This is a genomic window from Gelidibacter salicanalis, from assembly GCF_016469035.1.
In the GTDB taxonomy this organism is placed as follows: domain Bacteria; phylum Bacteroidota; class Bacteroidia; order Flavobacteriales; family Flavobacteriaceae; genus Gelidibacter; species Gelidibacter salicanalis_A.
The window spans coordinates 1-13,900 of the sequence record NZ_JAEHJZ010000044.1 but is presented as its reverse complement, the minus strand read 5'-3'; the positions used below and the strand labels follow the sequence as shown (position 1 = coordinate 13,900).

The window sequence follows — 13,900 nt, the reverse complement described above, 5'->3', positions numbered from 1 at the left end:
CTGGCCAACTTACTCATGACCGAAGGGAGTAATCGGCGAGCCGAATTCTTGGTTATTGTGGTTAGTACTTATTTTATTTACTTAATTTCAATATTCTAAATGCACCTTGAATTACCAAAATAAAAACGATTGTTCCGATAATCAAATCAGGTTTATTGGAACTCAACCAATTTACCAAAATCCCTGCGATTATTACTCCTAAATTAATAATCACGTCATTCGAGGTGAAAATCATACTTGCTTTCATATGAGCTTCTTCTTTACTTTTTGACTTTTGTAAAATATAAAGGCAAATTCCGTTCGCAATAAGTGCAAAAATCGAAACGATAATCATTGTTGAAAAATTCGGAAGTTTCTCGTCTCCGAAAAATCTCCTTAAAACTTCCACAAATCCAATAATCGCAAGTGTTATTTGAAAATATCCAGCAAGTTTTGCAATCCGCTTTTTCTTAATCAACGTTCCGCCAACCGCAAACAAGCTAATTCCATAAACGAAACTGTCCGCAAGCATATCCAAGCTATCGGCAACAAGTCCCATAGATTTTGATATGATTCCAGTTGTCATTTCAATGATGAAAAAAGCAAAATTTATGACAAGAACAGACCAAAGTAGCTTTTTTTGGTTTTTGTTTTCTTCAAATTCCGTTTGGTTGGTTTGTTCAGTAGAGATTTTCTTTCCGCCCAAATTCAGTTCGATAACTGACTTCTCGATTTTGTCCATTTCTCCGTTATGAAAAACGGTCAATTTTCGGTTCGGAATATCAAAGTCCAAATTTGCGATACTTGAAATTCCGTCCAATTTCATTCGGATTAGATTTTCCTCTGATGGACAATCCATTTTGCTTATTTCAAAAAGTGTTTTTTCCATTTTAATCTTCGTCTTCGTTTCCAAAAGGTTTAATGATTACACCAACGCTAAAAATAAAACCGTCTGTTGGCGCATATATTTCTGGAAAAACTGGGTTTTCGTGAGGTGGCAAAACCAATGGCGAAAATCTGCTTTGTCTTCTGTCTGTGAAGTTTTCAAAATTTACAAATGTTGTTCCCCATTTAAAATTACGCATTGCCACAAAACCCATTGTAACGAAATCTGTTGTTTCTGTTCCGTTCGACAAAAACTGCTTTCCAGTATAAAACGTTTCATAGCCTATTCGCCATTTTTCTGATTCGTACATTAATACACTTCCTGTGTTGTGTTTCGCAGTTAAAGGTTTTTGTGGGTTTCCAGCTAAATAGTTTAGTTTGGTGTCAATAAGTGCATAATTTAAGAACCATCTAAAATCTTTGTAAGTAAATTTTATGTTGGTTTCTGCTCCTTTACTTATTATTTCATCAGTTGCATTTTCAAATGCAAATAAACCGTTATTTGTACTATTCAATAACAATCCGTTATAAATAGCTGTAACATAAAAAAGTTGATTAATGGAAAAACCAATGGTTTCAAATAAACGTGTTTGATAATTAAAATCAATATTTACACCATAAGAACGTTCTGCTTTTAAGGAAGACTTATCAATGCCAAGCACATTTTCAAAATGGATAAATTCAGCCTCTTCGGTAAAAATATCTGGAATTTTGTATCCTAAACCACCACCAATTCTGCTCGAAAATCCACTATCATTTTTATAAAGTAATGAGATTTTTGGAAGTGGAAAAAAGCCAAAATCAGTATTGTAATCTGCTCGCAATCCTGTTTCTAAAATCCAATTATCGGATAGGTCATAAATGTTGTTGGCAAACATTCCATAAGTAATGTCTTTTTGGTCACGTTGTAATGTTGCATCATCATTTTCATCAAAGTTTGAAGTGTATAAATTTGCTCCAAAAATCCAATCTGCTTTTGAAGTTTCTCTTTGATAATTAATTTCGGTAAATGTATTGGTTTGTTTACCACCAAAACTAAAATCAGGAACCGTTAAATTTCTATCGAAAAATGATACACTATTTTTAATGTTGAAAGAACTTATAGAATCCATTTGAGTTTTGTAAACTGCTTGACTACTTAATCTTTTCGACACGTTTTCCTCTGTGTATTGATGAATTCCATTTTCGCCACTTTCAATTTTTGTAATATCTCCTCCAATTCTGTCATCATACGTTCCGTTTAGACCAAACCAAAACGTAGTTTTATCAGATGGATAATAAAAGAATTTTGGGTTAAATGAAATAGATTTGGTTTTTGGTAAATTACTAAAACCATCATCTTCTGGGTCATAAGCTTTTTGATAATGTCCTGAACCGTAAAGTGAAATACCAAATTTTTCATTTTGTTTGCTGTAAAATACGTTTGCAGTACTTCCCAAAGCTTGTGTTTGTGTTAACATAATGTCCAAAGCTGGTTCCTCGTCTGGTGTTTTTGACACCATATTTATTAAACCTGCAATTGCTCCACCACCATAAAGTGTTGAAGCACTTCCTTTGATTATTTCAAATTGTTGCAAGTCTAAAGGTGGAATTTGTAAAATACTTAAACCGCTTGAAAAACCGCCAAAAAGCGGAAAACCGTCTCTCAAAAGTTGTGTATACCGACCATCAAGCCCTTGAATTCTAATATTTGTATTTCCACTACTTAATGAGGTTTGTTGCATTTGTATTCCTGTACTTTCTCGAAGTACCATTGAAATATTGGTTGGGTTCATAACCGCTTTTTCGCCTAGTTCCTCTGCTCCAATAAATTCTATTCTCGTTGGAATTTTCTTGATGGTTCTCGTACTTCGTGAAGATTGTATGACTACTTCGTCCAGTTCATTTCCACCAGATTCAAGTTTGAAAGTGAACGTTTTTTTAGTGCCAACTTCAATAGCTGTTTCTATGGTTTTAAAACCTACGTATGAAATTTTGATGATATGATTTCCATTCGGAATTTCTGTAAAGGTTGCAATTCCGTCAAAATCGGTAACTGCTCCTTTTTCAATTTCCTCAAAATAAACGGTTGCTCCAAGTAATGGTTCGTTGGTTTCTGAATCAGTAATCGAAATAGAAATATCGCTGTTCTGTGCGAAAGAAATAAAAGATAATGCGAAAAAAAGTGAAGTTAAAAATGTTTTTGCCATCTGCTTATTCTGTTTTTAAGAATAGTGCAAATGTAAATTCCTTTTAGTGCAACTCGATTGCAACGATTATTTGTTGCAATTGTCGCATAACCCTTTTACGACCATATTTGCCTGTTGCAGTTTGAAGTTTTCAGGTAATTTTATATTTGGAACAGGAAGGTCAAAAAGACAAAATGTTTTGTTGCAATTTGTACAATAAAAGTGATAATGCAAGTCTTTTGGGTCGCAGTTGCAACCTTTGGCACAAACCGCATATTTTGTCATTCCAGAACCATCTTCGATGCTGTGTATCACTTTGTTTTCCTCAAAAGTTTTTAAAGTTCGGAAAATCGAACTTCTGTCCGTATAGGCTAATGCGTTTTCAATGTCCTTTAGAGATTGGGCTTTTTCTTGACTTAAAAGATGACGTAAAACCACAGTGCGGACTGCGGTATTTTTTACTTTTTTTATTTTTAAGATTTCTTCTTCGCTTTGCATTTTCCTAATGTATCGTTTTTTTCGAGCGTGCGCGAAAAACAGCTCTTTTATTTTTTTAAGTGTTGGCTTTTTTAGGCGGTTGGAAAAAATAAATGTGCTGTTTGTGCGATGGCTTTTTTAGTTCAAATGTTCAATTTTAGCACGATTTCCGCATTATGCACAATAATTGGATATAGGTAATTGTCTATATCCGCGTTATGTCGCTAAGATAGTAAATCTTTATTTCCACAAATGATCTGTTGGCTATATGATTATAAAGTTATATTCAAATCGATTAGTTCACATCTTCCAAGTCCTGAAGAATAAGGCGACCCGCAATGAACTGAGTGTTTTCTATCTTTAAAACTTTCAAGCACACCTGAAACGCTGAGCCAGTGCGGTCCATTAGCTGTTTTTTAATAGGTAATAACTGCTTCTTCCCTTTTTAAACATAGTAATTAGTTCTATTTTCACCATTGTATTCAAAATTTCATAAGCTTTTGTACTCCCAACATCAATCAAGTTTGTAGCTTCTCTACGAGTTATCTTTTCATTTTCTATTAGAAATAATAGTATCTTTTTTTGTTCAAGGGATAATCGTTCGTAATCGTTCGTAATAATTTGTAACCGTTTCTCACCGTTTTCATGAGTATGATTTTTTTCGGATTTAAGTTGTGATTTGACCAAATCAATCACAGCACAATCTCCAACTATCCCTCCCTAAAGTGAACGTTTTACCCACAAACGGCAAACCAACCGGATGCGTCAACACAAAATTCAGCTCTGGCCAACTTACTCATGACCGAAGGGAGTAATCGGCGAGCCGAATTCTTAGTTATTGTGGTGCATTATTCTTTTTTAGACGGAAGTTGGATTCACTTGAATTTGTCCACCGATTGCTTTCAACACTTTCATTATTGTCTCAAATTGAGGTTTAGCCCCATCAGATAGTGCTTTGTACAAACTTGGTCTACTCATTCCAGTTTCTTCCGCAATCTTTGTCATTCCGATAGCTTTAGCGATATGTCCAATCGCATTTATTACATCAGCATTGCTTCCTTCTTCCAAAACAGTATTGAGATATTCGGCAATCATTTCTTTGTTCTCTAAATAATCCGCAATTTCGAATTTTGAAGTTTCCATTTTTCTATTTGTTTAATTTTTTCCAGATTTCTTTCGCTTTTGAAATGTCTCTCTGTTGTGTCGATTTGTCCCAACCAATTAGTAATACAATAATCTTTCCGTCTTTTTCTTTGAAATAAACACGATAACCTTTCGCGAAATTGATTCGCAGTTCTCTAATACCCTCGCCGACTGGCTTGCTGTCACCAAAATGTTCGTCAGTTTCTAATTTTTGAATTCGAAATAAGATTTTTGCCTTCGCCTTAAAGTCTTTTAACTTTTTCAGCCATTTGTCAAAGTCAGTTGTTTTCTCAATAAAGAACATATGCATTGTATCTACTTGGATACAAATCTAAGTAAAATTTCTGAATAATATTAGTTTGAATGGAATTTTCAGTAGAGTGACATATATACCCCATGCCATTTCTGTTTGTCCTTCTCAAATATACCTGATTCCTGAAAAGCATCCCTTTCTTATAGCTCACATCTCAAATGTATAAATTTGTAATCTAAAATAGCACTCCCAACTAATTGGGGGCCAAATAAGCCCCAACTTTAAAATTAAACAATAAAAACCAGGTATCCTAAATTCAAACCACAGGCAAAGCACTTAACAAGTTATAGAACAAGAGGGTTCTATACTACTTGGCCGCCCAAAAACAGCACAACCTCCAAATATCCTTCCCTTAACCCAACATTTTACCCATAGACGGCAAACNNGCTCTGGCCAACTTACTCATGAGCGAAGGGAGTAATCGGCGGGCCGAATGCTTCTTTTTTGTTGCCATTAGTACTTTTTTTTATTTTAAACGTCTAGTGATAATTTTAAACTTCCGCCCAAACCTTCTCGGATTATTCTCATCAAAGTTGAAAGTCGAATATCACTCGCATTATTCTCAATTCGAGAAATATAGTTTTTAGTAGTTCCAACTTTTTCGGCAAGCTGTTGTTGCGTTAAATGCTGTTTCTTTCTTGCTTCTTGAATTAGAACACCAATTTTAAATGTCTCAAATTCTTCTTGGAATTCCTGACGAGATTCAGTTCCGACTTTTCCGTACTGTTCGTCCAAATGGTCATCAAACGATGTGATTCTTTTATCTGTTATCATAATATTCCTTTTTTAATCGTTCTGCTTTTTTAATTTCTTTTTTTGGGGTTTTTTGAGTTTTCTTTTGAAATCCGCTCAACAGAATTATTAAATTCCCTTTATCGAAAAAACAGAAAATTCGGAATATTCCGTTTCCTGCTGAAATCCGCACTTCCCAAAGTCCATCTGTATTCGTGAGATTTTTTAAGAATTTTTCTGGAACAATTCGAGTACTTCTCAAAACTAAAAGCGTCCAATCTATTTTCTTACGTACAAGGAGCGACTGTTTTAAATAGAAATCCTTAAAGTGGTTTTCGTAAAATCCTATCTCCCTTTTAAATTCGCTCAATTTGTTAGTCGTTAAGTTATGGGTAAAGTTACCTAAAAAGGTAACATGATCCAAATTTATGAACAATTTTTAATGCGAAGACTGATTTTTCAGGAATTAATGGCAACACATGTATAGACGTAATAAGTTGCGCCTATACGTATTATATGTTCCTATCAAACATATTACTTTTAAGGATAGGATACAATTTAACCAAAGCTCTTTTTATTTTATGAGCCAGCAAAATTAGAAAGATACTTTCCTATAAGTAACCACCACGTATGTACACACTTGACCACATCAATCACAGTACAACCTCCAAGTATCCTTCCCTCAACCCAACGTTTTACCCATAGACGGCAAACCAACAGGATTCGTCAACACAAAATTCAGCTCTGGCCTATCGGCGAGCCGAATCCTTAGTTATTAGCAAAAGTTTTTTATTCCTTATTCAAAAATTCAGTTACTATATTATTCTTTTCAGATTCCATTTCGCAAGTCCAACTGTCTATAAACCATCTTCGATTTTCATAATGAAGTTGGACGCTATTTAGTCCTCGAATATTTGATTCAGTTTTTGGGTCAGTTCGTATTTCAAATGCACTCCAAACTTGTGCAATATTTCCATATTTACTAACTTTTCTTTTAAGTTCTTTTTCATAAAAGTCGACTTTTGGTGATAATCCGATTGGTATATATTCCGCTTCAAGAGTATGTGATTCCGCTTTTCCATTTTCGTCCAGTCTTGTTATAACTGCATTTTCTGAATGAATATATTTATCTCTTTCAAATTCCCAAGGCTCACTACTAGAACCTGAAACAACATCGTAATATGCATTTATTATTGCATCTATTGATTTCACATCTTTCGCATATTTTTCTTCGTTCGTTTGTCCGAAAATTGAATTGAAACCAAAAATTATGCTTATTGATGTTAGAATTATTTTGTTCATATCGGTTGGTTTCAAATTTTTGCTAACGGTCTTGTATAACGCAAGTGGCGTGGAGTAAGGACGCGAACTTGTCGGTTTTGTTATTTGTTAATTGGTCTCTAAAATAACACTTTTCACCAGAATACCCGCTATTTGCTGTTATACGATGTTGAACAAATCCTCCCTACCGGTCGGAAGCCCTCCTGAAAAGCGCAGATCGGTCGACGTTAGTGTAAATGTAATAGATTTATTAATTTGTAGCTAAATATTAAATCTAATATCATGTTTAAAAAAAAGTAAAACCATTGCTGAACGCAATTTAGAGGAAGTAGCGGGTTTCAGCACACTCCAGAACAGACTGGAGCAGAGCTTTTCCATTAACGGCAAGGCCAAAAGCACCCTGAACAATTACCTCCGATGTCTGGCACATCTTGCTTTGCACTTTAAAGAAAGCCCAGAAACGCTTTCGGTGGAAAACATTCAGTCTTACCTTTATTATTGTCAAAAACTCCACAAAACCCCATCTGAAAGTTTCTTTAAACACACCATTTTTGGGCTCAGGGCCGCCTACATAGTAATGGGCATGGAGGCCAAGCGGGTAGCTTTGCCCCAGATCAAACGGGATTTGAAATTGCCGATTGTTCTGAGTCAAGAAGAGGTCAAGCGTCTTTTAAAAGCGCCCAAGTATCTTAAGCACCGTTTGATTATTGGAATGCTTTACGGCTGTGGCCTTCGCAGCTACGAACTGTGCAACCTGAAATTGGCAGACATTGACTTTGATCGCAGAACGGTCTTTGTTCCCAAGAAAAAAGGGAAGATCGACCGCTATGTCCCTTTAAGTAAATATCTGGTCAGAGGGCTAAAGAAATATATCAGAACGGAAAATCCTCAAGGCTATCTTTTCAACAGTCAGGTCACCAAAGATGGAGTAGCTCGGGGGTTGACCACCAATGGGATCCGATGGGTCATCAAGGAAAACCGCAGTAAAATAGGCAGTTCCAAAAAGATAACCGCCCACACCCTGCGGCACACCTTTGCCACGCATCTGTTGGAATATGGTGTTGACATTGTCAGCCTAAAAGAACTTTTGGGCCATGCGCATATCGAGATGACCCTGACCTATCTGCATGTGGCCAATCTGCCCAGTGGTTCGAAATTTTCGCCGTTGGATAAGCTCTACGATTAATGCGCCCCAAACATACGGTGGCTGATATTTTAGAAATGGAGCAGCTACAGCTCAAAAACTTGGGCCTGACCTCATGGCACTACCGAGCCCTGCAGGCCATAAGAAGGTGCCGCACCAAAGCTATGGGCGGACATATTGATAAATGCGATTGTTGCCACGGACTTCACATCAGTTACAATCCCGATAGCTATCGGGACAGGAACAGACATTGCCCGACCTGTCAGGGACACAAACGCGAGGAATGGATCAGGGCACGGGAGGACGAACTCTTGAACGTTCCCTATTTCCATGTGGTGTTTACCCTTCCGAGCGAGTTTAACAGCTACGCTTTGAGCCACGGCAAAATAGTGTACGGCAGCCTGTTCAGGGCTGCCTGGCAGACCTTGCAGCAATTTGGTGACAATCCCAAGCACCTTGGTGGGAGAATGGGCATGATTGCGGTGCTGCATACCTGGGGCCAGAACATGAGTCTGCACCCGCACTTGCACTGCATCGTTCCGGGAGGTGGTCTGAGCAGATCGGGACAATGGAAAAAGGCAAAGAACAAAGGCAACTACCTGTTCAACGTAAAATCCATGAGCCAAGTGTTTAGGGCAAAATATATCGCAGAGCTTAGAAAAAGTGAGTTAAGAATCCCTCAAAAAGTTTACAATGAAGTGTTCGGTAAAAAATGGGTGGTCTATGCCAAACAACCTTTTAGAAGTCCAAAATATGTGATTGAGTATTTGGGCAGATATACCCACAAAATAGCCATTGGCAACCATCGGATCACTAATGTTGATCGCGAAAACAGAAGTGTGACCTTTGCCGCCAAAGATTACCGTCGTGCAGGCAAGAAAGTCCCTTTGACCCTGTCGAGCCAAGAGTCTGTAAGGCGCTTTGCCCTGCCCAAGGGATTTACCCGAATACGGCATTATGGTATTTTGAGCAGCAGTTGGAAAAAAGAGAAGTTGCCAAAACTACAGGCAGAACTGGCTACGGTAAAGGTGGAACCTGTCAGAACAAAAGAGCCACTTTTGCACCGCCGATGTCCTGTCTGTAAAAAAGGGAGACTGCATACGATACTCTTGTTCAATGATCGTGGACCTCCCGAGAATTGGCGCGTTTACTGAAAGATAGAAAATTGAATATGGGTACCTGAAAATTATTCTGCATAAGCGGACTGTCTCTGCTATGCCTTGACGTAAAAATTAAACGATAAAAACCAGCAATTGTCAACTAAAACCAGTAGAAAACTGCAAAGAATGTAGACAATAATTTAGATCTATACATTTTGTCAACACAAATACTAGCGCAACTTCATAGTATCCTCCACTCAACTTAACGTTTTACCCATAAGACGGCAAACCAACCGGATTCGTCAACACAGGATTCAGCGCTGGCCTATCGGCGAGCCGAATCCTTAGTTGTTGTGGTGCGTTATTTCCTTCTTTGTTGTCGTTCTGTTTAATTTTGTTAAATTAGGTAAAAATTTTATTATGTTATCAATAGAACATTTGGAATTCTGTAAAGAGGTCAAAAGACTTTCCTTGGAGAACAATGGTAATAAGTTGGTTGGCATTAGTTGTGAGGAATTTCATCCAAATTCTATTTTGACTTCTGCACCGATTTTTAATTATATAACTTTATTAGATATTTTCAAAAAGCTCTGTGGGAAGAAATATGATGATACTGAGGAACACGAGTTAGAACAGTATAAAGACTGTAAGAAAATATTTTTGCACTATGCTATACAGAAAACTTAAAGTGTGTTACTTCATTCTCTTTAGCCTCTAATATTTTTTCGTACAGTTCGTGTTCTTTGTTGAGTTTTTTGAGGTTTACGTTCAGCGCATCGATTGTTATTTCCACTTTTGTTTCATAGTATACTATTCCCAAATCTTCCATATATTCCTTTATCTGTTTTTTGGTCTTTAATGGTTTTTGGACGAAGTATGCATATTTCCATATTAGGTGTTTATCTGTTTCCATTTTGTCTTATTTTAGTAGTGTTGATTATTGTTATTTTGTTTTATGAGTAAATCGGACGCAGTTAAAAAGTTTGCAGAAATGTTCCTTAATTTTCTACAAGAAAAGTACGTTGATAGAATGCCATTGCGTAAAGCCGAAATAAGGGTTTTATATAATAATATTCCGTTTGATGACACCAAAACTTATATAAAACAAGTTGAACTGAAATTGTTCGAGATTAATGCTGATGTCTATATTAACAATGATTTTAATCATGAGGCTTTGACACTTCTTTATGGAAATTTTCAAAGGCTTTTAAACCTTCTTTCAGAATCCCTTTTGGATGATTGAGTTTTTTATCTTGGTGTGGTATTCCATAAATTATTTTTTTTATATATTTAATGTTCTTTGCTTATAAATCAATATGGTAGTCAATTATACAAGATTTAAGTTTACGGAAGGTTTCAGTTTCAAACCCATCGAGACCGCAACTATGGAACGGTTGGATGATTCTTTTGTGGTCAATATCTATCCTTATTATAATTATTCTGGTATCTATTATATTGAATCGGTAAGGAGAAAGATTTTCGGAACTGTTGTGTTCCGCACAATGAAGTCCGATGTGAACAATTCTGATTTAAGTCAGCTCAATACATTTAACGAATATTTTATTTCAATTGCTCCCGATGGAAGCAGAGCTTCAATTTACAAAAGTAATCTTGAAGGAATAATGTTAAAATTTTAAACATATGCCAACAAATAATAGCAAATTAGTAATTGCAATGAGTGAATCTTTTAGGGAAATCTTTGACCAAATTATTAAAGCTTATATACATCCTTTAAATCCACCTCCGCATTTTGATATGATAATTAACAGTGTTTTAGTTGGACATTTAATGTATTATTCCGAAGGTTTCTATAAAGGAAATTTGTTTGATGCTGAAACCAGTAAAATTGTAAAAGACTACATCTACGATTCTAACATTGATAAAATTAAAAAGGGCGTAAAGGACTCATGGTCTATGTTCTACGAAAACCCTCATGGTTGGAGGCATGAAGAAGATTTAAGAAATAGCATAATCAAAAATTATATTCGAATGGCGGAAAACGTAGGTATTTCAAAATATATTATACAATCAGTAATACAAGATTCTTATGATGAAATCGTATTTTTTACTTCTCCTCTACATGGTTCCCCTTCTAAAATGATACCTAAACAATTTTATATCAATTGCTTTATTCATCCTTTGCCGTCATTAGGTTATGACGACATTCTTTACAAGGCTTGCCCTGATATGGTAGAGGAACATTCAAATATAATTTTCAATAATTTACTCTTGGAAACGACCAATTTCATTAATGGTTTTTTAGATGAAATCGGTGTAAAATAAAAGTTATGAATTCAAAACAATCAAATGAACTTATAAAAGTTCTAAAACTACAGACTGAAATTTTGAAAAGTTTAAGAAGCAATATCAATATTGTTACTCCCTCGGAAAAAACGGCAATAATAAATAAATTTGATAATCTTGATAGTCAACTAATAGCTTTTCAAAAGAGCCTTGAACTTTAAGTCAAGTCGATGGTACAACCAATCATCATTGTTGTCGATTAATTGCATTTCCTCAAGCAGTTTCTTTGCTTTTGGTGTGTCCTGTTCTTTTAGAAATTCGCAGAACAAATGATGTTCGTAGTTTGGTTCTTGCCTTTCGAAATTGTATTCTAAGTCTTCTTTTGGAATCCAAGTTGGGAGTTTTTTGTTTGTTTTATGGTTGTCTTCCATCTGTGCGTTTTGTTTTAATGCACCACAACGTTTATGTGAATGGCTTATATACGTTGTTGAACTAATCCTCGTACCTCGGAAGCTTTTTAGCTAGTTATAAAAATACATTAACTTAAGGACTCAACAAAAACCTTAAGAAAATGTATTTAAAAAAAAGCGAAGACCATTCTAGAAACGGCCCTTGAACAGGTGCCCGAATTTAGAGCACTAACAGTTGCCCTAGAAAAAAGTTTTGCCATAAACGGTAAGGCAACCACCACCTTAAACAACTACCTGCGCTGCCTTGCCCATCTAGCGATCTATTTTAAAAGCAGCCCCGAAAACCTTACAGAAGAGCAGATCAACGACTATCTCTTTTATTGCCAAAACCTTCACAAGACGCCATCAGAAAGCTTTTTTAAGCACACCATTTATGGACTCCGGGCCACTTATAAGGTGTTGGGACTTGATAAAAAACGTATCGGGCTTCCACAGATAAAAAGGCAAAACAGTCTTCCTGTTGTTTTGAACAAACAAGAAGTCCGCGAGCTGTTAAATGCTCCAAAATACTTAAAGCACCGTTTGATTCTTGCCATGCTCTACGGTTGCGGCCTGCGCAGTTATGAGCTTTGTGACCTGTTGCGATCAGACCTGGATTTTGACCGCAGAACTGTGCTGATAAAAAAGAAAAAGGGAAAAACAGACCGCTATGTTCCTCTTAGCGCTCACCTTGTTCGAGGTCTGAAAAAGTATTTTGAGACCGAACATCCCATAAAATATGTTTTCAACAGTCAGGTTACAAACGACGGTGCTGCACGGGACCTTACCACAAGAGCCATCCAGTGGGTCATTAAAGAAAGCCGTTCAAAGGTAAACACCCAAAAGAAGTTTACGGCCCATACGCTTCGCCATTCCTATGCCACCCATCTGCTCGAGGACGGGTTAAATATTATAAGCTTGAAAGAGCTGCTGGGGCATGCCCGTATTGAGACCACCATTATGTACCTTCAGGTCTGCAACTCCGGGAGTTCGGTCAAGTTCAGTCCGTTGGACACCTTGTTCAAAAGCTGATGCAGCCCAAACATAGAGTCGCAGATGTGTTGAACCTGGAAGTGGACCATCTGCAAAAAATAGCGCATACGAGCTGGAATGAACGGGCGCTACATGCGATCAGAAAATGCCGCACCAAGGCTCTTGGCGGACGTTTGGACTGGTGCATGAACTGCAAGAAGTTGCACTTACAGTTCAATTCCTGCCGTAACCGGCACTGTCCCACCTGCCAGGGACATAAGCAGCAGCAGTGGATTGCGGCCAGGAGGAGAGAACTTCTTCCGGTGCCTTATTTTCATGTGGTCTTTACACTTCCCGATACACTGAACCCTGTGGCACTGCGACACCCCAAAGAGCTTTACAGGGTGTTGTTTGATAGCGTCTGGGAAACACTATGTGCCTTTGGGAACAATCCCAAACATCTGGGGGCCAAACTAGGGATGATCGCCGTACTGCACACCTGGGGCCAAGACCTGGGCCTGCATCCCCATCTGCACTGTATCGCTCCCAAGGGAGGCGTCTCAAAAGCAGGGTTCTGGAAAAAGGGAAAGGGAAAGGACGATTTTCTGTTTTCGGTAGCGGCGATGAGTGATAAATACCGAGGTTGTTTTGTGGCAAAATTACGAAAGGCACTTCCCCATTTGCCACAAAGTCTATATGATGATTTGTTCAAGCATGAATGGGTGGTCTATTCCAAACCTCCCTTTGGCAGACCAGAGCACGTCATTGAATATTTGGGAAGGTACACACATAAGATAGCCATCAGCAACCATCGCATCCTGACAATCGATAAAGAGAACGGGACGGTTACATTCAGTCTAAAGGTGTACAGGAAAGGCGGGAAGAAAACAACGATGGCACTGGACACAAAAGAGTTTATACGGCGTTTTCAGCTCCATATCCTGCCCAAGGGATTTACCCGAATACGGCATTATGGTATTTTGAGCAGCAGTTGGAAAAAAGAGAAGTTGCCA

General features: G+C 37.3%; 18 protein-coding genes. 8 read left to right on the top strand and 10 right to left on the bottom strand.

The features are described from left to right. Positions 1-73: 73 nt before the first annotated feature. The 8 genes from JEM65_RS16950 to JEM65_RS16915 all read right to left on the bottom strand — a co-directional run bounded on the left by JEM65_RS16950 (position 74) and on the right by JEM65_RS16915 (position 6,999). Positions 74-868, bottom strand: coding sequence for a cation transporter (locus JEM65_RS16950; RefSeq protein WP_199602184.1), 795 nt, complete (start codon positions 866-868; stop codon positions 74-76). Position 869: 1 nt separating this feature from the next. Then, positions 870-3,053, bottom strand: a complete 2,184-nt coding sequence (locus JEM65_RS16945) for a TonB-dependent receptor (RefSeq protein WP_199602182.1) — start codon at positions 3,051-3,053, stop codon at positions 870-872. Between the two features lie 66 nt (positions 3,054-3,119). Next, positions 3,120-3,530 carry a Fur family transcriptional regulator gene (locus tag JEM65_RS16940; RefSeq protein ID WP_199602180.1) on the bottom strand — a complete coding sequence of 137 codons (411 nt, stop codon included), beginning with the start codon at positions 3,528-3,530 and terminating at the stop codon, positions 3,120-3,122. An 837-nt stretch (positions 3,531-4,367) separates the two neighbouring features. Then, positions 4,368-4,652: an addiction module antidote protein gene (locus tag JEM65_RS16935; protein ID WP_199602178.1), complete on the bottom strand. Its 285-nt coding sequence runs from the start codon at positions 4,650-4,652 to the stop codon at positions 4,368-4,370. A gap of 4 nt (positions 4,653-4,656) precedes the next feature. Then, positions 4,657-4,956 carry a type II toxin-antitoxin system RelE/ParE family toxin gene (locus tag JEM65_RS16930; RefSeq protein ID WP_199602176.1) on the bottom strand — a complete coding sequence of 100 codons (300 nt, stop codon included), beginning with the start codon at positions 4,954-4,956 and terminating at the stop codon, positions 4,657-4,659. Positions 4,957-5,436: 480 nt separating this feature from the next. Then, on the bottom strand, positions 5,437-5,739 hold the full coding sequence (locus JEM65_RS16925) for a helix-turn-helix domain-containing protein (protein WP_199602174.1): 303 nt from the start codon (positions 5,737-5,739) through the stop codon (positions 5,437-5,439). Beyond that, positions 5,726-6,067: a type II toxin-antitoxin system RelE/ParE family toxin gene (locus tag JEM65_RS16920; protein WP_199602172.1), complete on the bottom strand. Its 342-nt coding sequence runs from the start codon at positions 6,065-6,067 to the stop codon at positions 5,726-5,728. The genes JEM65_RS16925 and JEM65_RS16920 overlap by 14 nt, the downstream gene beginning before the upstream one ends. A gap of 419 nt (positions 6,068-6,486) precedes the next feature. Continuing rightward, a complete protein-coding gene (locus tag JEM65_RS16915) occupies positions 6,487-6,999 on the bottom strand; it encodes a hypothetical protein (protein WP_199602170.1) in 513 nt (170 codons plus the stop codon). A gap of 415 nt (positions 7,000-7,414) precedes the next feature. Between JEM65_RS16915 and JEM65_RS16910 the strand changes: the two genes are divergently transcribed. The 3 genes from JEM65_RS16910 to JEM65_RS16900 all read left to right on the top strand — a co-directional run bounded on the left by JEM65_RS16910 (position 7,415) and on the right by JEM65_RS16900 (position 9,909). Further along, on the top strand, positions 7,415-8,164 hold the full coding sequence (locus JEM65_RS16910) for a tyrosine-type recombinase/integrase (RefSeq protein ID WP_233530709.1): 750 nt from the start codon (positions 7,415-7,417) through the stop codon (positions 8,162-8,164). Next, entirely contained in the window at positions 8,164-9,276 is a 1,113-nt protein-coding gene (locus JEM65_RS16905) for an IS91 family transposase (protein ID WP_199602168.1), read from the top strand. The genes JEM65_RS16910 and JEM65_RS16905 overlap by 1 nt, the downstream gene beginning before the upstream one ends. A 366-nt stretch (positions 9,277-9,642) precedes the next feature. Continuing rightward, positions 9,643-9,909, top strand: a complete 267-nt coding sequence (locus JEM65_RS16900) for a hypothetical protein (protein WP_199602166.1) — start codon at positions 9,643-9,645, stop codon at positions 9,907-9,909. On the opposite strand, the gene JEM65_RS16895 is transcribed toward JEM65_RS16900, so the two are convergent. Then, entirely contained in the window at positions 9,893-10,135 is a 243-nt protein-coding gene (locus JEM65_RS16895; RefSeq protein WP_199602164.1) for a hypothetical protein, read from the bottom strand. The genes JEM65_RS16900 and JEM65_RS16895 overlap by 17 nt on opposite strands. A 42-nt stretch (positions 10,136-10,177) precedes the next feature. On the opposite strand from JEM65_RS16895, the gene JEM65_RS16890 reads away from it, so the two are divergent. The 3 genes from JEM65_RS16890 to JEM65_RS16880 all read left to right on the top strand — a co-directional run bounded on the left by JEM65_RS16890 (position 10,178) and on the right by JEM65_RS16880 (position 11,505). After that, positions 10,178-10,465: a hypothetical protein gene (locus JEM65_RS16890; protein ID WP_199602162.1), complete on the top strand. Its 288-nt coding sequence runs from the start codon at positions 10,178-10,180 to the stop codon at positions 10,463-10,465. Positions 10,466-10,538: 73 nt separating this feature from the next. Then, complete coding sequence (locus JEM65_RS16885) at positions 10,539-10,859, top strand: hypothetical protein (RefSeq protein WP_199602160.1); 321 nt, start codon at positions 10,539-10,541, stop codon at positions 10,857-10,859. Positions 10,860-10,863: 4 nt separating this feature from the next. Then, positions 10,864-11,505 (top strand): hypothetical protein, encoded by a 642-nt coding sequence (locus JEM65_RS16880; protein WP_199602158.1) that lies wholly within the window; start codon positions 10,864-10,866, stop codon positions 11,503-11,505. Positions 11,506-11,654: 149 nt separating this feature from the next. On the opposite strand, the gene JEM65_RS16875 is transcribed toward JEM65_RS16880, so the two are convergent. Then, positions 11,655-11,897 carry a hypothetical protein gene (locus JEM65_RS16875; RefSeq protein WP_199602156.1) on the bottom strand — a complete coding sequence of 81 codons (243 nt, stop codon included), beginning with the start codon at positions 11,895-11,897 and terminating at the stop codon, positions 11,655-11,657. A 189-nt stretch (positions 11,898-12,086) separates the two neighbouring features. Between JEM65_RS16875 and JEM65_RS16870 the strand changes: the two genes are divergently transcribed. After that, positions 12,087-12,947, top strand: a complete 861-nt coding sequence (locus JEM65_RS16870) for a tyrosine-type recombinase/integrase (RefSeq protein ID WP_307810565.1) — start codon at positions 12,087-12,089, stop codon at positions 12,945-12,947. Further along, positions 12,947-13,900 (top strand): IS91 family transposase (locus tag JEM65_RS16865; protein ID WP_199602154.1); only part of this gene is annotated, 954 nt, incomplete at its 3' end. The genes JEM65_RS16870 and JEM65_RS16865, both read left to right, overlap by 1 nt.